The organism is Novosphingobium sp. NPDC080210, assembly GCF_050281025.1.
Lineage (GTDB): Bacteria > Pseudomonadota > Alphaproteobacteria > Sphingomonadales > Sphingomonadaceae > Novosphingobium.
On the sequence record NZ_JBNNWL010000002.1, the window covers coordinates 238,833 to 256,472 of the forward strand.

Here is a 17,640-nt window from a genome sequence, read left to right on the forward strand (position 1 = left end):
CGCTGTCACATTTGCGCAAAGAGGGGTTTGCCATGTTCGGTTGGTTCCAGCGGCTGCTGCCGCATTCCGGGGATTTCTACGTCCTGTTCGAAAGGCATTCCGCTGCGATGACCGCAGCCGCCGATGCCCTGGCGCAGCTGACATCGGGACAAGGCGACCGCGCGGCTCACTTGCGCACGATCCGTGACCGGGAACACGATGCCGATGAAGTGATCCGCGAAACGCTGCACGAAGTCCGCCAGACCTTCCTGACGCCGTTCGATCGCGGTGCGATCACCGCCCTGATCGGCGCGATGGATGACACCATCGATGAAATGAACCGCTCCGCCAATGCCATCGAGCTGCTGGAGGTAGAAACCTTTGACCCGCAGATGCGCCAGATCGGCGTCCTGGTCCAGGATGCCTGCCGCCTGATCGGCGAGGCGATGCCCCTGCTGCGTGATGTCGAGCGCAACGGCCACCGTCTGCACGAATTGACGGCCAAGCTGGTCAAGCTGGAAGGCGAAGTCGACATCCTGCACGACACCGGCATGAAGAACGCGTTCCAGGCGCAAAAGGAAGATCCGGACCCGCTGGCCTTCATCGTCAAGCGCGAGATCTACAAGCATCTTGAGCGGATTGCCGACGCCTTCGAAGACGTCGCCAACGAAATCGACAGTCTGGTCATCGACCACGGCTGAGGCCGTCACTTTTCAAGGAGAACGGCAATGCATGAGCTTGCCTTTCCGTTGCTGGTCGGCCTGGTCATCATCGCCCTAGCCTTCGACTTCCTGAACGGCCTGCACGACGCGGCCAATTCGATTGCGACCGTGGTCTCCACGCGGCTGCTCTCGCCCGTCTGGGCCGTGGTCTTTGCCGCGTTCGGCAACTTTGCCGCCTATTGGCTGGTGCCGCTGCACGTCGCCGACACGATCGGCAAGGGGATCATCAACAAGGACATGGTCACGCCCGGCGTGGTCTTCGGCGCGTTGATCGGCGCGATGTTCTGGAACGTGGTGACCTGGCTGAAGGGCATCCCGTCCAGCTCCAGCCACGCGCTGCTGGGCGGCCTGCTGGGTGCGGGCATCGCCCACGCCGGCCTGGGCGCGGTGGAAAGCAAGAAGACGCTGGAAACCATCGCTGCGATCTTCCTGTCCCCGATGATCGGCTTTGCGCTGGCCATGCTGATGGTCCTGATCACCTCGTGGCTGTTCAAGGGGTTCCAGCCGCGCCGGGCCGAAGGGGTGTTCAAGACACTGCACCTGTTCTCCAGCGCCGCCTATTCGATCAGCCACGGCGGCAACGATGCGCAGAAGACGATGGGGATCATCGCCGTGCTGCTCTATTCGACCGGGCATATGCAGGGCGAATTCCACATCCCGACCTGGGTGGTGATTTCCTGCTATCTGGCGATCTCGCTGGGCACGCTTTCGGGCGGATGGAAGATCATCAAGACCATGGGGACCAAGCTGACCAAGCTGAACCACCATACCGGCTTCAGCGCCAGTACGGCGGGTTCGGTCGTGGTGTTCAGCGCCAGCTACCTGGGCATCCCGGTATCAACCACCCACGCCATTACCGGCGCCGTGATCGGCACCGGCGCCGCGCGCAAGGCCAGTGCCGTGCGCTGGGGCGTGGCGGGGCGCGTCGTCACGGCATGGTTCATCACCATTCCGATGAGCGCGGCGGTGGGGGCGATCTTCTATACCCTGACGCGGATTTTTACGCACTGATCGGCAGGCTGGGCCACATCTCGGCGATCTCGCCGCCGTCATAGACGGCAAGGTCGCCGAATTGCAGGAACAGCGCCTCGCTCTGGTCGGGGCGCAGGAACACTGTATCGTCAGGCCGCAGCGCGATGCGGTTCGATCCGGTCAGCAATTCCTGGTTGGAACTGCGCCCGAACAGCCGGGAATATTCCAGCCCCGGTGGCGAGACGGGTTTGGCCAGCCAATGCCCCCCGTGGATGAAGAACCCGCGCTGGCTGTTCCGGTCCCACCAGTGCGTCGCGCCGGAAAAGGCCTCGATCCCCGGCAAGGCCTGGTCGCTGCTGGCCTTGATGACCGGGGTGGCGATGAAAGCGGCGGGCACCAGGTCGGCCAGGTCGTCGTAATCGAAGTCCCCCGGCTTGACGAAAGCCGAACCGACCGAGACTTCATTGGCTACGGTGCCTTTGCAATGGCGCCGGAAAGTGGGGCTGCCCGCGCTGTTCAAAGTCAGCGCCGCCGGGTCCAGCCCATGCTGTCGCAACACGCCGATGGCCGTGCGGTAAGCCTGCTGCGCATCGCGGTAGGCACTGTCCGTATCGGGCATTTTCGGCACATGCGGCTCATAGCCCATCAAGCCAGCAACCTGCACGCCCGCCGCCTTGGCCGCCGCCACGGCCGCTGACAGGGTTTGCGCGTCGGCAAAACCGCCCCGGTGCAGGCCGACGTCGATTTCCAGGCTGGCGCGCAGGGTGATGCCGCGCGCCTGGGCCGCCGCCGCATATTGCGCCAGGCGTTCCGGCGTATCGATCAGCCATTGCACCCGCGCGGCGGTTTCGGCCCCGGCCTTGTCCGCCACCCGTGCAAATTCGCTCACCGGCAGCGGTTTGCCCATCAGGAAGTCGGCCATGGGGTGCAGCGGCAGCAATTGCAGCAGCATCTCGGCGCTGAACACCATCAGGCGCTGGGTCGCCATGCCGGTCATCACGGCTTCCAGCAAGCGCGGGGAGGGGAGCGACTTGGCCACCACGCGCAGCGGCAGCTTTGCTCCGTCAACGCTGGCGCGCACGGCGCGGACATTCGCCTCCAGCCGGTTGCGGTCAATCACCAGGGTCGGGCGGTTCAGTCCTGCGCGTTTCAGCGCCTGGGCCAACTGGCTGAAATAGGGATCGTGCATTCCGCCTCGCTCCTCCGGTCGCAGCGCCAGTGTGCCAATGCCAGCCAAGGCCAGCGCGCCAGTGCCGATCAGGACCAAGCGGCGGCTGGGCATGGGATGAAATCCGGATCAGAACGCACTTCAGCCATCCCCGAACACCCGGCGCAGGAAGGGGTTCATCATCCGGCCCGCCGGATCGACCAGGCGGCGCACCCGCGCGGCCTCGCTGTACATCGGATAAAGCGCCTTCAGCTCTGCCGCGCCCAGCGAATGGAGCTTGCCCCAGTGCGGCCGTCCGTTCGCCTCGCGCAGGACAGGTTCGACCAGCTTGAACATCCAGTCGTGGTCGTCCTTGTACCAGGCGTGGACCGCGATCGATCCGCACTCGCGCTGGTAGAACGGGGAGAGCCAGGCGTCGTCTGCCGCGATGATCCGGGCTTCAATGGGAAAGAACACGTCGCTAGCGCCGCGCTCGATCCGGGCCAGCACTTCGCGCAAGGCATCGACCTGCTGGTCGATGGGCACGTGGTATTCCATTTCCTTGAAGCGAACCGGGCGTTCGTTGGACAGAAGTTTCCAGCTTTCATCGACGGCCACTTCGGGCGGGATGTCTGCCATGGCCGCCTGCGCGGCCTGCCTGCGGATGCGAGGCGTGAATTCGAACAGGTCGCGCAGCCCCTTCAGCTCCATCAGCGTCTCGGCATCCTGGTCGGGGCCGCGCGGGCTGACCGGTTCGCTGGTTTCGTCATGGGTGATCAGCGCGGACTTGCCGGTAAAGGGCAGGATCAGGAATTCGGCATTACGGTGCCGCTCGGCCAGGCCCGGCCATTCATGCAGCAGCTGCTCCGTATCGACCAGGCTGACGACCTTTTTGACCCGCTGGAGCGGACGGTTCTGCAAGGTCACTTCGGACAGGACGCCGAACGCGCCCAGCCCGACGCGCGCGGCGTGGAACAGGTCGGGCCGCTGGTCGCGGCTGCACTCGGCGACCGTGCCATCGGGCAGGACCAGCCGCATTGCCATGACTTCGCCGTGCAGCGCAGTCATGCCCTTGCCGGTGCCGTGGGTGCCGGTTGCCATGGCGCCGGCCAGGGTCTGCTTGTTGATGTCCGGCAGGTTTGGCATTTCCTGCCCGATCCCGGCCAGCAAAGCGCCCAGCGCGGAAAGCCTGGTTCCGGCCCGCACCGTGGCAGTCGTTGCCTCCGCATCGTGGCTGACCAGCCCCTGCAAGCGGTCAATCGACAGCAGCGTGCCCTCGGTCGGGACCAGCGCGGTAAAGCTGTGGCCAGAGCCGACCGGCCGGATCGGTCCGGTGGCGCGCGGCAGCAGCGCCGCCAGCTCGGCTTCGCTGGCGGGGGCCGCGCGAGCGGCGGGATAGGCGTGTTCGTTTCCGGCCCAGTTCGACCACAGCGCACGGCCCTGCGCGTCGATGGGGGCAGGCTGCGGCGGTTCGCGGTCCAGCAACACCCGGCGCGAGGCCAGGCCCGCTCCGGCCAGGGCGATCAGGCCAGCTCCGCCCAGCAGGACCTGCCGCCGCGCCGTCACTTGGTCGCCCCGTCACGCCCTGCCATGAAGCGGATCAGGGCCTTCAGATCATCCGGCGTGCATTCAAAGCACTGCCCGCCGGCCGGCATTCCGCCCTTGCCCTGGATCGCGGCGGCGAGCAGCGCGTCCTCGCCCAAGGCCCAACGTGGGTCCCACTGGGTGCGGTTGCCGGTCAGCGGCGCGAGCGAATCCTGGACCGTATGGCAGGCCTTGCACGAACCGGCATAAAGCTGGGCAAGCCGCTGATCCTGCGGGACCAGCGCGGCGCTTTGCTCGGCCGTCAAAGGCATGGGCGGCGGTTCCGCAGAGCCGCAGGCCCCCAGCACAAGCAATGGCGCGATATGCAAAAGCCGCATGATTCTCACCCGGTCCCCCGGAGAGCATCATGCGGCCTGCATCAATTTGCGCAAGAGGCATTGTCAGTGCCAATACCTGCGGTCGGTCAGTGCGCCTACAATTCGCCGTTCGTGGTGAGGAGGGTCCGAAATCGCAGATTGAGGACCCGTCTCGAACCACTGCGCTTTACGCAGTCCTTCGAGACGGTGCTTCAGCCTGCGGCTTCAGCACCTCCTCAGGACGAACGGATCATTTGGTCAGCTTCAGCCCCAGCGGCGCTGCGTGCCGTTCGGCTTCTTGCCTGCAGGCTTGCGGCGCTGTTGCTGTCCGCCTTGCTGCGCACCTTGCGGTTTGTCACCGCGCGGCGCCTGGCCAACCGGGCGCACGGCATCGCGGTGCAGCTTGACCGGACGTTCGGCGCGTTCGCCGCGTTCGCTGCGGTCACGGCGGAAATCGCCGCCGCGCTGGTCCGGGCGGGCCGGACGAGCCGAGCGATCATCCCGGCGCGGGGCCGCAGCAGCCCGCGCTTCGCGATCTTCGGAGGCCAGCGGATCGAACTGGGGACCACGCGGAGCCGTGGCGCGGCGGTTGTCGGCCATCCGCTCGTTGCGGATGTACTGATCGCGCGACTGGCCATCGCGGCTCTGCCCGCCATTGCTGCGGTTGTTGTTGGGACGCGGGGTGCGGCCACGCTGGCCGCCGCGCGCACCGCCCAGGCCGCGCGCATCGCGTTCCTCGCGGCGGGCGTCCTGCTCCATTTCCGCCGGGGTGCGACGGGCCGGAGCGGGCAGGCGGGCGGCTTCTTCCTTGAAGTTATCAGGCAGCGGCGCGCGGGCCAGCGTCACGCCGGTCAGGCGCTCGATATCGCGCAGATAGGCCTTCTCGTCCGGAGCAACCAGGCTGAGCGCCACGCCATCGGCACCGGCGCGGGCGGTGCGGCCAATGCGGTGAACATACTGTTCCGGCACGTTGGGCAGTTCATAGTTGAACACGTGGCTGACGCCTGAAACGTCGATCCCCCGTGCGGCAATGTCCGTGGCGACCAGCACCGGAGTGGTGCCCTTGCGGAAGGCGAGCAGGGCAGCCGTGCGCTGCGCCTGGCTCTTGTTGCCGTGGATCGCGGCGGAGTTGACCCCGGCAGCGTTCAGGTGACGCACCACGCGGTCGGCGCCGTGCTTGGTCCGGGTAAAGACCAGCGCGCGGTCAATCTCGCCCGAGGTCAGGCCCTTCTTAAGGCTGATGCTGAGCAGGGCCTGCTTTTCCGCCTGGTTCAGGAACACGGCGTACTGTTCGACGCGCTCGGCCGTGGTGGCCTGCGGCGTCACTTCGACGCGCACCGGATTGTGGATGAACTGCTTGCCCAGATCGGCAATCGCCTTGGGCATGGTGGCCGAGAAGAACAGGCTCTGGCGTTCCTTGGGCAGCAGGGCCGAAATGCGCTTGAGCGGGACGATGAAGCCCAGGTCCATCATCTGGTCGGCTTCGTCGAGCACGAAGATTTCGACATTGCGCAGGGTCAGGGCGCGCTGGTCGATCAGGTCGAGCAGGCGGCCTGGCGTGGCGACCAGGATATCGCAGCCCGGAACCAGGGCGCGGGCCTGCTTGCCGACGGGGATGCCGCCGAACACGCACTGGACCGACAGGTTCAGGTACTTGGCATAGCCGCGCATGTTCTCGGCAATCTGGGCGGCCAGTTCGCGCGTCGGCGACAGGACCAGCATCCGGCACGAGGCATTGCTGCGGGCCTTGGGATTGGCGGCCAGGCGGTGGAGCGAGGGCAGCGAGAATGCGGCGGTCTTGCCGGTGCCGGTCTGGGCAATGCCCAGCAGGTCGCGGCCTTCCAGCAGAGCCGGGATCGACTGGCGCTGGATCGGTGTGGGTTCGGAATAGCCCTTGGTGTCAAGCGCACGGATCAGCGGCTCGGCCAGGCCAAGGTCGGAAAAATAGGACATGAAAAATCTCTCAAATGAGCCACGCGCGCACGGGAAACCGCACGAGACGAAGCAAGGTTCGTTTCGATGCGACCCTGCGTGAAGAAGGTGGCTTCTGGTTCGGATCGACCGGGCAATCGGGGCGGCCATCCGGGAAGGGAGGCCTCACGCTGCGCCGAATTACCGTGCGGGATAGGCCCGCAGGTCCGGTCGTGTTGCGCCGCCTTTATGCTGCATTGCGGAAGAAAGCAAGGAAATTGCGCGTGGGGCAATCCGGCTTCGACAAGCTCAGCCTGAGCGGGGGCGGGGGCTACGCGGTTTGGCCGCTCACCCTGAGCTTGTCGAAGGGCGTTTGGCGTTACCGCCCCTCGATCACCCCGAACAGGTCGTGCGCATCGGCGTCCTCGACGCGGACCTGGACGATGTCGCCCGGCTGCAAGCCCTCCGGAGCATCGCGCAGGAATACCGCGCCGTCGATTTCAGGCGCATCGGCCTGACTGCGGCCGGTAGCGCCGCGGTCGCCGTCTTCGTCCGGTTCGCCCACTTCGTCGATGATGACGGGCAGCAGGCGGCCAACCTTGGCCTGAAGCTTGGCTGCGCTGATCGCCTCGGTCTTGGCCATGATCCGGGCGAAGCGTTCTTCCTTCACCTCTTCCGGCACGGCGCCGGGCAGGTCATTGGCCGAAGCGCCTTCGACCGGCTCGAACCGGAAAGCGCCCACGCGGTCCAACTGGGCTTCATCCAGCCAATCGAGCAGGTACTGGAAATCGGCCTCGGTCTCACCGGGGAAGCCGACGACAAAGCTGCTGCGGATCGCGATGTCCGGGCAGATTTCGCGCCATGCCTTCAGCCGCTCCAGCACCTTGGCCTCGTTCGCCGGGCGCTTCATCGCCTTCAGAACGGAGGGCGCGGCGTGTTGGAAGGGAATGTCGAGATAGGGCGTGATCAGCCCCTCGGCCATCAGCGGGATCACCGCATCGACGTGCGGGTAGGGGTAAACGTAGTGCAACCGCACCCAGGGCCGCGTGCCGTCGGCGCTGCGCAGGCCGCCCAGTTCGCGGGCCAGATCGGTCATGTGGGTGCGTACCGGGTGGTCCTTCCACGTGCGTTCCTCATGCCGCACGTCGACGCCATAGGCGCTGGTGTCCTGGCTGATCACCAGCAGTTCGCGGGTACCTGCCGCGACCAGCTTTTCCGCTTCGCGCAGCACCGCGTCGATCCGGCGGCTGGCCAGCTTGCCGCGCAGCGAGGGGATGATGCAGAACGAGCAGGCGTGATTGCAGCCTTCGCTGATCTTGAGATAGCTGTAGTGGCGCGGGGTCAGCTTGACGTCGGTCTGCGGCACCAGGTCGATGAACGGGCCCTGGGTCGGCGGCGCGGCCTGGTGCACGGCCTCAACCACGGCTTCATACTGGTGCGCGCCGGTGACGGCGAGGACTTCGGGGAATTTCGCGCGGATCAGTTCCGCTTCGTTGCCCATGCAGCCGGTGACGATAACCCGGCCATTTTCGGCAATCGCCTCGCCAATCGCGGAAAGGCTTTCCTCTTTCGCGCTGTCCAGAAAGCCGCAAGTGTTGACCAGGACCACGTCGGCCCCTTCATAGTCGGCGGACATGGCATAGCCATCGGCGCGCAGCTTGGTCAGGATGCGTTCGCTGTCGACCAGCGCCTTGGGGCAGCCAAGGCTGACCATGCCGATGCGCTTCTGATCGGGAATCTGGGTGGGAATTTGGGATGCCATGGGGGCGGCCCCTTACACTGTCGCGCGCAGAAGTGCTAGGGAAACGAAATGCGGATCGAGATCACCAAGGGCGAGCGCGCGGACCGGATCCGCGTCAACCGGCCCGATGGCACCGTGCTGGACTATGCCATGCCCAAGAAAGGCCCGGTTCCGCATGACGCGGTTCATTACTTCGTCGAGCGCGTCCTGGGCCTGACGGATGCCTTCTGGGGCATGATCGCGCGGGGACTGCATCCCGATGCCATTGCCGAACAGGCCAAGGCAGCGGGACACGCCAGCGCCAAGCGCGCCGCAGTACCCGATGCCAGCATCGTCGCACTGCTTCAGGCAGAGCGCCTGGTGGAATGTTTCGAGGCCGACCTTTGGGGCGGGGGAGGCGACGCGCAGGCCCTGATCGCCATGGCGCAAACCGCTTGCGATTACTCCCACGTGCCCCTGCCGGGGATGGACGCCCAGGGTGCCGAGCGGATCCGGTCGGACATCAATGCTTTTGCCGCTGACTGGATCGCCGCGCCTGGCGGTCACGTCGCGGCCTTGGAGTGGAATTGACCATGGGTCCGATGAACTGGTTGGGAGTGTTGCTGGCGGCCCTTGCGGCGGCGGTTGTCGTGGCGCTGTTCTGGCGCGGGCGGATGCCCTGGGGTGCTTACGCCCTGGCACTGCTGCCGGCCTTGATGCTGGGCCATGCGCTGGCGCGGATCGGGCCGGAGAAGCTGGCCATGAAGCCGCAGCTCTATTTCATGCAATCGGGCGGATTGGCACTGGCCTTTGTTCTTCCCGCAGTGTGGATGCTGGGCCTGAAAAGCGGCGCGGCGCGGGGGGAGATGGTGCGCGACAGTGCCGCTTTCCTGCTCGCCTACCTGGCCATGGGGCTGGTGTTCTTCGCGCTGGGTTGATCACCCGGTTGCGACGATGGTGACAACCACGTCGCCCGCTTCCAGCCGCTGGGCATCGGCTTCCCAAAAGCCGATTTCACGCCCGCCGCGCACGACCCGCAGGCCCCTTGTGCCCGGGCCAAGGCTGTCGAGCGAGCGACCGACCTCGTCCGCCGTGACGGTTCGTTCGATCAGCTGGACCTGCCCGCCCACCGAGGCGAGGTCGGACAGGTAATCGCTGACATGGGTTCCCTGGGCCGAGCCGGCCAGCAGCAGGCCGGTAAAGCGCACCGGGTTGATAACCGTGTTCGCGCCCGCTTGCTGGGCCAGGTCTTCGTTGTCCTCCGCGCGCACGACCACGCTGATCGGTACGCCGGGAGCGAGGTGCCGGGCCGTCAGCACAATCAGGATCGAGCTGTCGTCGCGCCCAGCGGAAACCAGGATGCTGCTGGCCTTTTCGATGCGCACCGCGCGCAGGTTTTCGTCGCGGCTGGCGTCGCCTTCCAGCACGTTGCAGCCCATGGCTTCGGCTTCTTCCAGCCGCTCCGCGCTGGGATCGACCACGACGATGCGCTGCGGATCGGTGCCGCGCTCGATCAGTTCGCGGACGGCTTGCGAACCGCTGATGCCAAAGCCCAGAACCACGTGATGGCCCGTCAGCCGTTCCTGAATGCGCCGCATGCGCCACGCCTCCCAACTGCGTTTGATAAGGAAATTGTAGGCCGTGCCCACGAATATGAACAGCACCAGGACGCGGATCGGAGTGACGATTGCCGCTTCGACCAGGCGCGATTGGTTGCTGACCGGGGTAATGTCGCCAAAGCCCGTGGTCGTGATCGAAATCATCGTGAAATAGACCACGTCCAGAAAGCTGACGTGGCCGTCATAGCTGTCCTTCAGCCCCTCGCGGTCAAGCCAGTGGACCAGGATCACCACGGCGATCAGGACCATGGCCGCCGACAGACGCAGCGTCACGTCCGCCCAGACCGGCAGCGGGATGTTGCGGCGGAGCGGCTTTGACCGGCGCAGGGCCGACAGCTGCGTCATCGCCGCGGCAGGAACTTCGCCGGATCAAGCGGCACGCGGTTGCGCCGCACTTCGAAATGGAGCTGCGGTTCTTCCGCCAATCCGGTGTCGCCCACCAGTCCGATCCGTTCGCCAAGCTTCACCTGGTCGCCCTCCTTCACGGTCACCTTTTGCAGGAAGGAATAGGTGGTCGTCCAGCGTCCGCCATGAAAAAGTATCACGGTCAGGCCATAGGCTTCGGGGCCCTGGCCTGCGAAGATCACCTTGCCCGCCGCACTGGCGCGCACGGCGCTGCCTTTGGGGGCGAGCAGATCCAACCCTTCGTGCAGGCCTTCCTTGGCCTCGGCGCTGCGGAACGGGCGGCGCACCTTGCCCGGCACCGGCCAGGCCAGCTTGGGCGCGGGCGTATCGGCCAGGGCTTCGGCTTCCGCAGCGGGTTTGGCGGGGGCTGCTGGCGGCGCGCTCTGCGCGGCATGGACCGCCTTGGCCACCGTCGGGATTGCCAGCTTTTGCCCGGTCTTCACCGCCTCATCCGGCTGCATCGCATTGGCCGCGGCGATGGCCGACCATGGCACGCCATAATCCAGCGCGATGGAAAAGCCGGTTTCGCCGTCTTTGACCGTGTGCGTGCGGCGGCGCGGGATCACCAGTTTCTGCCCGGCCTTGACCAGGTACGGCTCTTTCAGGCCGTTCGCTTCGATAATCAGCACGCGCGGAACCTGCGCACGGTTGGCGATCCCGCCCAGCGTTTCGCCGGGCTTGACCACATGCTCCGTCGCGGTCCTGGGGTCGCTCGCCTTGTCCTGGGCCAGCAAGGGGGGCGCGGTCAGCACGCCCGCCAGTGCCAGCGCACTGATGGCGAGCCGCTTCATCCGCCGTAGCGGCTGGCCAGATCGGCCAGCGAGGGATCATGGGTGAGGTCAAGTTGCAGCGGCGTCACCGAAACGTATCCGTCCTGTATTGCTTCAAGGTCGGTGGCATGCCCGGGCGTATGCTCAATCCCATGCAGGCCGAACCAGAAATAACGGTAGCCTCTGGGATCGGTTCCTTCGACCACCGATCCGCGTGCATAGTCGTGAAACCCTTGACGTACAACGCGAATTCCGAACACGTCGTCTGCGGCGACAGGCGGAAAGTTGATGTTGACCAGGGTGCGCGGAGCAAAGGGCGCGTCCAGCAGCGGGGCAATCGCCTTCGCGCCCCAGGCCTCGGCAGCGGCGAAGGGCACTGCATCGCCCATCCCCTCGCGCGAATAGACCTGGCTGAGCGCGATCGAGCGAATGCCCGCCAGCGCGCCTTCGACGGCGGCGGAAACGGTGCCGGAATAGGTCACGTCGTCGCCCAGGTTTGCGCCCCGGTTGACGCCGGACAGGATCAGGTCCGGCGCGGCGGGCATGACCTTGCGCAGCGCCATCATCACGGAATCGGTCGGCGTGCCGGACACGGCAAAGCGCCGCTCCGAATATTGGCGCAGCCGCACCGGCTGGTTCAAGGTGAGCGAGTGGCCCGCGCCGGATTGTTCCTCTGCCGGGGCGACCATCCAGATATCGTCGGAAAACTGCCGCGCGATCCGCTCCAGCACTTCAAAGCCGGGGGCGTGGATGCCGTCGTCGTTGGTCAGAAGAATTCTCATGCTCGCTCGCCACTTTCCTGTTTCGTCTTTATCTCGTCACCCTGAACTTGTTTCAGGGTCCATCGCGCCCCCAAAAGGCGGAGCGCAGTCAGGCAATCGCCGCCCGATGGGGGCGGTGAGCTGCCAGGTCCAACTCCCGGTCGAACCGCAGTATGGACCCTGAAACAAGTTCAGGGTGACGGTAAGTTATTGCCCGAGGGATTGCACGCGATTCAGGCCGGCATCAACCGCTCGATCCCGCCCATGTAGGGCAGCAGCGCCGCCGGGATGGTGACCGAGCCATCGGCTTGCTGGTAATTTTCCAGCACGGCCACCAGCGTGCGACCCACGGCGAGGCCTGAACCGTTGAGCGTGTGGACGAATTCCGTGCCTTTCGCGCCTTCCGGGCGGTAGCGCGCGTTCATCCGCCGCGCCTGGAAATCGCCGCAGTTGGAGCAGGACGAAATCTCGCGGTAAGTGTCCTGGCCCGGCAGCCAGACCTCAAGGTCATAGGTCTTGCGCGCGGTGAAGCCCATGTCGCCAGAGCACAGCACCACCTTGCGGTAGGGCAGTTCCAGTGCCTGAAGCACTGACTCCGCCGCTGCCGTCATCCGCTCATGCTCCGCCGCGCTGTCTTCGGGCTTGCAGATCGCAACCAGCTCGACCTTTTCGAACTGGTGCTGGCGGATATAGCCGCGCGTGTCCTTCCCCGCCGCGCCCGCTTCGGACCGGAAGCACGGGGTGAGGGCGGTCAGGCGGATCGGCAGGGCGCTTTCGGCCAGGATCTGCTCGCGCACCGAATTGGTCAGGCTGACTTCGGCCGTCGGGATCAGCCAGCGCCCGTCGGTCGTCTGGAACAGGTCTTCGGAAAACTTGGGCAGCTGGCCGGTTCCGAACACGGCTTCGTCGCGGACCAGCAGCGGCGTTGCGGCTTCGGTAAAGCCGTTGGTCGTGGTCTGGTGGTCCAGCATGAACTGGCCCAGCGCGCGTTGCAGCCGCGCCATCTGGCCGCGCAGGAAAGTGAACCGCGCGCCCGAAATCAGCGCGCCGGTTTCAAAGTCCAGGCCCAGGGCCGGGCCCAGGTCGGCGTGTTCCTTGGGCTGGAAGTCAAAGGCGCGCGGGGTGCCCCAGCGCAGCACTTCGACGTTCTGGCTTTCGTCCTCGCCGGGTGGGACATCTTCGGCGGGCAGGTTGGGATAGCGGGCCAGGGCATCGGCCAGCTCGGCCGAAAGTTCGCGGTCTTCCTGTTCCAGCTGGGGCAGGCGCTCCTTTAGCGTGGCGACTTCGGCCCTCAGCCGCTCCGCCTCGTCCTTGTCGCCCCGGCCCATGGCGGCACCGATGGCCTTGGAGGCCTCGTTGCGCTGGTTCTGCGCTTCCTGCATGGCCGTCGCCACCGCGCGCCGCGCCGTATCGAGGTTCAGGATGGCGGCGGAGACAGGCTCCACCCCGCGCCGCGCCAGGGCAGCGTCAAAGGCGGCAGGATTTTCGCGGATCAGCTTGATGTCATGCATGGTTGCAGGCCTATGCCCGCAAGCGGCACCGCTTTCAAGGATCGGAGCAAAGGAGAGTGGGAATGGTGGGCGCGACAGGGATTGAACCTGTGACCCCACCCGTGTGAAGGTCTAGCGTGTGAGGTAAAAGCCCTGCAATATGCGTGTCGCTTCACACAAAAGACCACATTTGATGCACGGATTTGCGTTTTTCTGCTGACCAAACGCTGACCAGTGCATAGTGCTTCGCACATCTGCATGGTGTTTCTCTACCATGCAAAACGGTCTGTAAAGGGGGTTTGCTGACCACTTGCTGACCACTTGCTGACCACTGCTGACCACTGCTGACCACGCTCTGCTGCTGGAAGGCGGTCCCCATTTCCCCAACATTCGTGTTCGTCGCGCAGGACCACAATCTCCCAGGTCCGTCATCATTCTCTCTTGACTGTCTAACGCTGCATGGTAAGCAACACACACTCACTCACCAGAGCACAGAGGCAAGCAGCATGCAGGATTTCAAAGCACCCCACCAAGTCAAATTCGATCTGCCCGGCACCGCAGCCGAGCCGGTCGAAACTCCGAGCCAGAAGCTGACCATCACCCGCCGCCGTAACCCGGTGTCGCCAGACTTCCTCGATACCGGTATCGGCGAACGCCTGCGTGCCCTGCGGGTCGCGGCCAACCTGACCCAGACTGACCTGGCAGCCAAGATCGGCTGCACCAGCAGCAGCGTCTGCGACATCGAGACCTCCAAGTCCACCAACCCGAGCATCGGCAAGATCCGTGCGCTGGCCGCAGTTCTCGGCGTTCACCCTGCGCAGCTGCTCCTCAGCGAGGAAGAAATCTCCGAAGTGCTCGAAGCGCGCTGCCCGAACTATGCCATGGTCGGCAACTCCACCGTTCTCGACATGGCCACCCGCCTCGATGCGGTGATCGCGGAACAGGTCAACGAGCAGGTCCGCGAACGAATGGCCGCAGCGATGGCGGCTCTCGGAATCGAAGGGGTCTGACATGCAGCAGACCTTCCCCGAAATCTACAAGCGCGACAGCAAGGGCAAACTCCGCGTCTGGTTCATGGAACAGGACGGCGATCGCTATCGCACCTTCGACGGTCTCAAAGACGGCACCGTCAAGTCGAGCGAATGGCGCGTCGCCCAGCCGACCAACGTCGGCCGCAGCAACGAGCGTGACGGGGTGGCCCAGGCGACCTTCGAAATCGAGAGCGCCTACGGGAACAAGCTGACCCGCGAATACCACCGCACGATCGAGGCGACCGAGGGCGGGGCGCACTTCTTCAAGCCGATGCTGGCTGCCAAGTATGAAGGCTTCGAGCCGGGCTTCGCCCAGCCCAAGCTCGATGGCATCCGCGCGATCGTCACCAAGGACGGCGTGTTCTCCCGCCAGGGCAAGCCGATCCCCGGCGCCCCGCACATCCTCGAAGCCCTGGCCGGCGTGTTCGCCAAGGCTCCCGACCTGATCCTCGACGGCGAACTCTACAACCACGCGCTCAAGGACGACTTCAACGAACTGGTCAGCCTGATCAAGAAGGCCGCCCCGTCGCCCGAACGCGAAGCCGAGATCCGCGAGAAGGTCCAATACCACATCTACGACTGCCCCAAGCCGCTCCCGTTCGGGCCGCGTTCGAACTTCGTCTCTGCGCTGGTGACCGCGATCAACCATCCGGCGATTGTCGCGGTGCCCACCGTGGCGGTTCATAGCGAGGGCGACTTCGACACCCACCACGGCGCCTGGCTGACCGAGGGCTACGAAGGCTCGATGTGGCGCTGCCCGACGACCCCCTACGAACAGAAGCGCTCGAAGTCGCTGCGCAAGCGGAAGGACTTCGACGATGCCGAATTCGAGATCGTGCGGATCGAGGAAGGCGAGGGCAACTGGTCGGGCGCAGCCAAGCGCGTCGTGTGCTGGCTCCCCGGCGCTGACCGCAGCGCAGGCCCCAATGACACCAACACCTTCGAGGCAGGACTGCGCGGCACATATGCGGCCAACCAGGCTCTGCTGGCCGACGCTGCCAACCAGCGCGTCGTGACCATTCGCTACTTCGGCTTCACCCCCAGCGCCGTGCCCAAGCCGCGGTTCGGTGTCGCCACCCAGTTCCACGGAAAGGAGAGAACCCTGTGAAACCCAAGTCCCCTGCTGATCTCGCTTTCGAGAACGCCCAGATGCGCGAAGCGCTCAACCTGATTCACCGCCGCGCTCAGATGTCGCGTCCCAACGGCACGACGGTCGTGCTCGACCGGATCGCAGTCGCGGGCCTGACCGGAGAATGCCCGCACCAGGCCGCAGCCCGGCCGAAGCAATAAACCCCAGCAAGAAAGCACAAGTCCAATGAACATTCTCGAAAAAGCCCTGTTCTTCGTGGCTGCCCAGCGCGGCGCGATGAAGAACTACACCGTCCTCTCGGACATCGAAGACGCCCTGCACCAGCACGGCCTCTACCCCGACACCCCGGAGAACATCGCCCCGACGATCGAACGCAATCTCGAAGCGATCACCCAGCTGGCCAGCGCGACCGGCAAGGCCATGGCCCAAGCCTACATCGACCGCACGGTTGCTCGTAGCGTCCTGGAAGACATCATCGAGGAAGCCGACTCGGTCGCCAAGCCCAACGGCACGACTCGCAAGCTGCGCCGGATCGCTTCTGAAGGTCTCGAACTGCTTACCGATGCCGGCAAGGATTCCGCCGAAGCCGAAACCGCAGAAGCCGCATAATTCTTTCGTTTCCGCATAGTGCAGGGTAATTAACACACATGCATCATCCAAGCTCTCGCGTAGAACTGCATGCCAAGACCTTCACACATGAAGGGCGCCAGGTTCTCGCATACCTTTACCGGGACGACAGCGACGCATTGTGCGTGGCCCTGCAGATGTGGGTTGCAGCCTCTGACGAGCAGCTGCGCGCGGTGGTCAACACCGAATGCGACGAGGACACGATCCTGTGGTTCTCGCAACTCGATGAAACGACCATCGCCGCAGCGCTCGACGGAACCGGCCTGGCCCAGACCATCACCCAGATCGAGGCGGCGCTGTCATGATCCAGGGCATCGCCTCGGCGCCCAAGGACCGCGCGATCATGGTGATCGAGCAGGACGGCACCCACGTCGAAGTGCGCTGGCAAAGCTACAGCGAGCGCGGCGAGACCCTGTGGGAAGGCTGGTGCTACGTCGATCCGATCCTCGCTGAGGTCTCGCCTGAAGGGCCAGCTGACCCGCTCCACTGGTATGACAAGCCGGTGCCGGGCCAGAAGCCCAAGGCCGGGCGCAAGGAGCCAACCCGCGAGGAATGGCGCGAGTGGGTCTCCCGCAATCATTACATCGTCGATGCCGATTACCGCGGCTTCCCCGGCACCCCGGCGCAGGCGGTGGCCATGGCGCGAGTGGGCTTCAAGCAGCCCAACCACTTCATGATCGTCAACGTCCAATTGCGGCAGTTCGCCGAAGCCTCGGGACTGCGTCCGGTCACCATGCGCGCCGACACCGAGATCGAGATCGCCGACACCGTCCGCTCTTACGCCGCGCTGTGCCCCGTCATCCGTGAGCAGAGCACCGGCGAAAATTTCCTCATCACACCCGATGGCAAAATTGAACAAGTGAGAATCCCCTAATGGAAGACCTTGCCCGTGAAATCGTCGCCGAACTCGAACCGGCCGAAGGCTGGATGGCCGAAGAAACCGAAGGCATGCTGATCACCGCTGCCAAGGACATGCTCGACGTGATGAGCGCCGACGACGTGGTCGAGACCATGGCCACGATCATCGTCGCGATCCGCGCAGACTGCGAATGATCATCCGCGCTTGCCCCCGCGTCCTGGTCTATGGCGGCCGCGACTTCAATGACGCTGACCACGTCGGGTTTATCCTCGACGTGATCCGCAAGCGCTACGGCATTGCCGTAGTGATCGAGGGCGAGGCACCCGGTGCTGACACCCTGGCGCGCGACTGGGCACAGCTGATGAACATCCCGGTCGAACCCTACTTTGCCGAATGGCAGCTGTTCGGTCCCCGCGCCGGGACGATCCGCAACGCCCGGATGCTGCGCGAGGGCAAGCCGGACCTCGCGGTCGGCTTTCCCGGCGGCCGCGGCACTGCCGATATGACCCGGCGCCTGGCCGAAGCCCGCGTTCCGACCATGCTCGGTTGCTACGCCGGCGAGCAGGTCCGCTGGACGCTCAAGCAGAACAATTCTCTTGCACCCGCAGTGCATGTCAAGTAACACACACTCGAAAG

At 65.2% G+C, this 17,640-nt stretch carries 21 protein-coding genes; 12 read left to right on the forward strand and 9 right to left on the reverse strand.

The features are described 5' to 3' along the window. Window positions 1-32 precede the first annotated feature (32 nt). Together ACQKOE_RS07015 and ACQKOE_RS07020 are read left to right on the forward strand one after the other, a co-directional pair. On the forward strand, window positions 33-680 hold the full coding sequence (locus tag ACQKOE_RS07015; RefSeq protein WP_374590677.1) for a DUF47 domain-containing protein: 648 nt from the start codon (window positions 33-35) through the stop codon (window positions 678-680). Between the two features lie 27 nt (window positions 681-707). Further along, window positions 708-1,712, forward strand: coding sequence for an inorganic phosphate transporter (locus ACQKOE_RS07020; protein WP_374590675.1), 1,005 nt, complete (start codon window positions 708-710; stop codon window positions 1,710-1,712). On the opposite strand, the gene ACQKOE_RS07025 is transcribed toward ACQKOE_RS07020, so the two are convergent. The 5 genes from ACQKOE_RS07025 to rimO all read right to left on the reverse strand — a co-directional run bounded on the left by ACQKOE_RS07025 (window position 1,702) and on the right by rimO (window position 8,394). Continuing rightward, on the reverse strand, window positions 1,702-2,955 hold the full coding sequence (locus ACQKOE_RS07025; protein WP_427512134.1) for an alanine racemase: 1,254 nt from the start codon (window positions 2,953-2,955) through the stop codon (window positions 1,702-1,704). The two genes, ACQKOE_RS07020 and ACQKOE_RS07025, sit on opposite strands and share 11 nt — an antisense overlap. 27 nt (window positions 2,956-2,982) lie before the next feature. Beyond that, a complete protein-coding gene (locus ACQKOE_RS07030) occupies window positions 2,983-4,386 on the reverse strand; it encodes a D-arabinono-1,4-lactone oxidase (RefSeq protein ID WP_427512135.1) in 1,404 nt (467 codons plus the stop codon). Next, the gene (locus ACQKOE_RS07035) at window positions 4,383-4,676 is read right to left on the reverse strand and encodes a c-type cytochrome (RefSeq protein ID WP_427512136.1); all 294 of its coding nucleotides are present in this window, start codon (window positions 4,674-4,676) and stop codon (window positions 4,383-4,385) included. Before ACQKOE_RS07035 ends, ACQKOE_RS07030 begins: the two co-directional genes overlap by 4 nt. Window positions 4,677-4,985: 309 nt before the next feature. Next, a complete protein-coding gene (locus ACQKOE_RS07040; protein ID WP_427512137.1) occupies window positions 4,986-6,674 on the reverse strand; it encodes a DEAD/DEAH box helicase in 1,689 nt (562 codons plus the stop codon). A 337-nt stretch (window positions 6,675-7,011) separates the two neighbouring features. Then, a complete protein-coding gene (gene rimO, locus ACQKOE_RS07045) occupies window positions 7,012-8,394 on the reverse strand; it encodes a 30S ribosomal protein S12 methylthiotransferase RimO (RefSeq protein WP_427512138.1) in 1,383 nt (460 codons plus the stop codon). Window positions 8,395-8,442: 48 nt separating this feature from the next. Here rimO and ACQKOE_RS07050 point away from each other — a divergent pair, with 48 nt between their 5' ends. Beyond that, the gene (locus ACQKOE_RS07050) at window positions 8,443-8,943 is read left to right on the forward strand and encodes a hypothetical protein (RefSeq protein ID WP_427512139.1); all 501 of its coding nucleotides are present in this window, start codon (window positions 8,443-8,445) and stop codon (window positions 8,941-8,943) included. A gap of 2 nt (window positions 8,944-8,945) precedes the next feature. Beyond that, window positions 8,946-9,290: a DUF1761 domain-containing protein gene (locus ACQKOE_RS07055; RefSeq protein ID WP_427512484.1), complete on the forward strand. Its 345-nt coding sequence runs from the start codon at window positions 8,946-8,948 to the stop codon at window positions 9,288-9,290. On the opposite strand, the gene ACQKOE_RS07060 is transcribed toward ACQKOE_RS07055, so the two are convergent. The 4 genes from ACQKOE_RS07060 to serS form a co-directional block, all read right to left on the reverse strand. Next, window positions 9,291-10,316 (reverse strand): potassium channel family protein, encoded by a 1,026-nt coding sequence (locus tag ACQKOE_RS07060; protein ID WP_427512140.1) that lies wholly within the window; start codon window positions 10,314-10,316, stop codon window positions 9,291-9,293. After that, window positions 10,313-11,167: a peptidoglycan DD-metalloendopeptidase family protein gene (locus tag ACQKOE_RS07065; RefSeq protein ID WP_427512141.1), complete on the reverse strand. Its 855-nt coding sequence runs from the start codon at window positions 11,165-11,167 to the stop codon at window positions 10,313-10,315. Before ACQKOE_RS07065 ends, ACQKOE_RS07060 begins: the two co-directional genes overlap by 4 nt. Next, window positions 11,164-11,928 (reverse strand): 5'/3'-nucleotidase SurE, encoded by a 765-nt coding sequence (gene surE / locus ACQKOE_RS07070; RefSeq protein WP_427512142.1) that lies wholly within the window; start codon window positions 11,926-11,928, stop codon window positions 11,164-11,166. The genes ACQKOE_RS07065 and surE overlap by 4 nt, the downstream gene beginning before the upstream one ends. A 212-nt stretch (window positions 11,929-12,140) precedes the next feature. After that, entirely contained in the window at window positions 12,141-13,418 is a 1,278-nt protein-coding gene (gene serS / locus ACQKOE_RS07075) for a serine--tRNA ligase (RefSeq protein ID WP_427512143.1), read from the reverse strand. 485 nt (window positions 13,419-13,903) lie between these two features. On the opposite strand from serS, the gene ACQKOE_RS07080 reads away from it, so the two are divergent. The 8 genes from ACQKOE_RS07080 to ACQKOE_RS07115 all read left to right on the forward strand — a co-directional run bounded on the left by ACQKOE_RS07080 (window position 13,904) and on the right by ACQKOE_RS07115 (window position 17,626). Next, the gene (locus tag ACQKOE_RS07080; RefSeq protein WP_427512144.1) at window positions 13,904-14,407 is read left to right on the forward strand and encodes a helix-turn-helix domain-containing protein; all 504 of its coding nucleotides are present in this window, start codon (window positions 13,904-13,906) and stop codon (window positions 14,405-14,407) included. Between the two features lies 1 nt (window position 14,408). After that, window positions 14,409-15,536, forward strand: coding sequence for a hypothetical protein (locus tag ACQKOE_RS07085; RefSeq protein ID WP_427512145.1), 1,128 nt, complete (start codon window positions 14,409-14,411; stop codon window positions 15,534-15,536). After that, window positions 15,533-15,718 carry a hypothetical protein gene (locus ACQKOE_RS07090; protein WP_427512146.1) on the forward strand — a complete coding sequence of 62 codons (186 nt, stop codon included), beginning with the start codon at window positions 15,533-15,535 and terminating at the stop codon, window positions 15,716-15,718. The genes ACQKOE_RS07085 and ACQKOE_RS07090 overlap by 4 nt, the downstream gene beginning before the upstream one ends. 25 nt (window positions 15,719-15,743) lie before the next feature. Continuing rightward, on the forward strand, window positions 15,744-16,127 hold the full coding sequence (locus ACQKOE_RS07095) for a hypothetical protein (protein WP_427512147.1): 384 nt from the start codon (window positions 15,744-15,746) through the stop codon (window positions 16,125-16,127). 143 nt (window positions 16,128-16,270) lie between these two features. Beyond that, complete coding sequence (locus ACQKOE_RS07100; protein WP_427512148.1) at window positions 16,271-16,450, forward strand: hypothetical protein; 180 nt, start codon at window positions 16,271-16,273, stop codon at window positions 16,448-16,450. After that, the gene (locus ACQKOE_RS07105) at window positions 16,447-17,019 is read left to right on the forward strand and encodes a hypothetical protein (RefSeq protein WP_427512149.1); all 573 of its coding nucleotides are present in this window, start codon (window positions 16,447-16,449) and stop codon (window positions 17,017-17,019) included. Before ACQKOE_RS07100 ends, ACQKOE_RS07105 begins: the two co-directional genes overlap by 4 nt. Further along, window positions 17,019-17,198: a hypothetical protein gene (locus ACQKOE_RS07110; protein WP_427512150.1), complete on the forward strand. Its 180-nt coding sequence runs from the start codon at window positions 17,019-17,021 to the stop codon at window positions 17,196-17,198. The genes ACQKOE_RS07105 and ACQKOE_RS07110 overlap by 1 nt, the downstream gene beginning before the upstream one ends. Beyond that, complete coding sequence (locus ACQKOE_RS07115) at window positions 17,195-17,626, forward strand: DUF2493 domain-containing protein (protein WP_427512151.1); 432 nt, start codon at window positions 17,195-17,197, stop codon at window positions 17,624-17,626. Before ACQKOE_RS07110 ends, ACQKOE_RS07115 begins: the two co-directional genes overlap by 4 nt. Window positions 17,627-17,640 lie beyond the last annotated feature (14 nt).

Coding starts and splice junctions, on each gene's coding strand:
- ACQKOE_RS07020 (WP_374590675.1), top strand. CDS start 708: ATGCATGAGCTTGCCTTTCCGTTGCTGGTCGGCCTGGTCATCATCGCC.
- ACQKOE_RS07115 (WP_427512151.1), top strand. CDS start 17,195: ATGATCATCCGCGCTTGCCCCCGCGTCCTGGTCTATGGCGGCCGCGAC.
- ACQKOE_RS07035 (WP_427512136.1), bottom strand. CDS start 4,676: ATGCCTTTGACGGCCGAGCAAAGCGCCGCGCTGGTCCCGCAGGATCAG.
- ACQKOE_RS07050 (WP_427512139.1), top strand. CDS start 8,443: ATGCGGATCGAGATCACCAAGGGCGAGCGCGCGGACCGGATCCGCGTC.
- ACQKOE_RS07105 (WP_427512149.1), top strand. CDS start 16,447: ATGATCCAGGGCATCGCCTCGGCGCCCAAGGACCGCGCGATCATGGTG.
- ACQKOE_RS07080 (WP_427512144.1), top strand. CDS start 13,904: ATGCAGGATTTCAAAGCACCCCACCAAGTCAAATTCGATCTGCCCGGC.
- rimO (WP_427512138.1), bottom strand. CDS start 8,394: ATGGCATCCCAAATTCCCACCCAGATTCCCGATCAGAAGCGCATCGGC.
- surE (WP_427512142.1), bottom strand. CDS start 11,928: ATGAGAATTCTTCTGACCAACGACGACGGCATCCACGCCCCCGGCTTT.
- ACQKOE_RS07065 (WP_427512141.1), bottom strand. CDS start 11,167: ATGAAGCGGCTCGCCATCAGTGCGCTGGCACTGGCGGGCGTGCTGACC.
- ACQKOE_RS07025 (WP_427512134.1), bottom strand. CDS start 2,955: ATGCCCAGCCGCCGCTTGGTCCTGATCGGCACTGGCGCGCTGGCCTTG.
- ACQKOE_RS07110 (WP_427512150.1), top strand. CDS start 17,019: ATGGAAGACCTTGCCCGTGAAATCGTCGCCGAACTCGAACCGGCCGAA.
- ACQKOE_RS07055 (WP_427512484.1), top strand. CDS start 8,946: ATGGGTCCGATGAACTGGTTGGGAGTGTTGCTGGCGGCCCTTGCGGCG.
- ACQKOE_RS07015 (WP_374590677.1), top strand. CDS start 33: ATGTTCGGTTGGTTCCAGCGGCTGCTGCCGCATTCCGGGGATTTCTAC.
- ACQKOE_RS07085 (WP_427512145.1), top strand. CDS start 14,409: ATGCAGCAGACCTTCCCCGAAATCTACAAGCGCGACAGCAAGGGCAAA.
- ACQKOE_RS07095 (WP_427512147.1), top strand. CDS start 15,744: ATGAACATTCTCGAAAAAGCCCTGTTCTTCGTGGCTGCCCAGCGCGGC.
- ACQKOE_RS07060 (WP_427512140.1), bottom strand. CDS start 10,316: ATGACGCAGCTGTCGGCCCTGCGCCGGTCAAAGCCGCTCCGCCGCAAC.
- serS (WP_427512143.1), bottom strand. CDS start 13,418: ATGCATGACATCAAGCTGATCCGCGAAAATCCTGCCGCCTTTGACGCT.
- ACQKOE_RS07040 (WP_427512137.1), bottom strand. CDS start 6,674: ATGTCCTATTTTTCCGACCTTGGCCTGGCCGAGCCGCTGATCCGTGCG.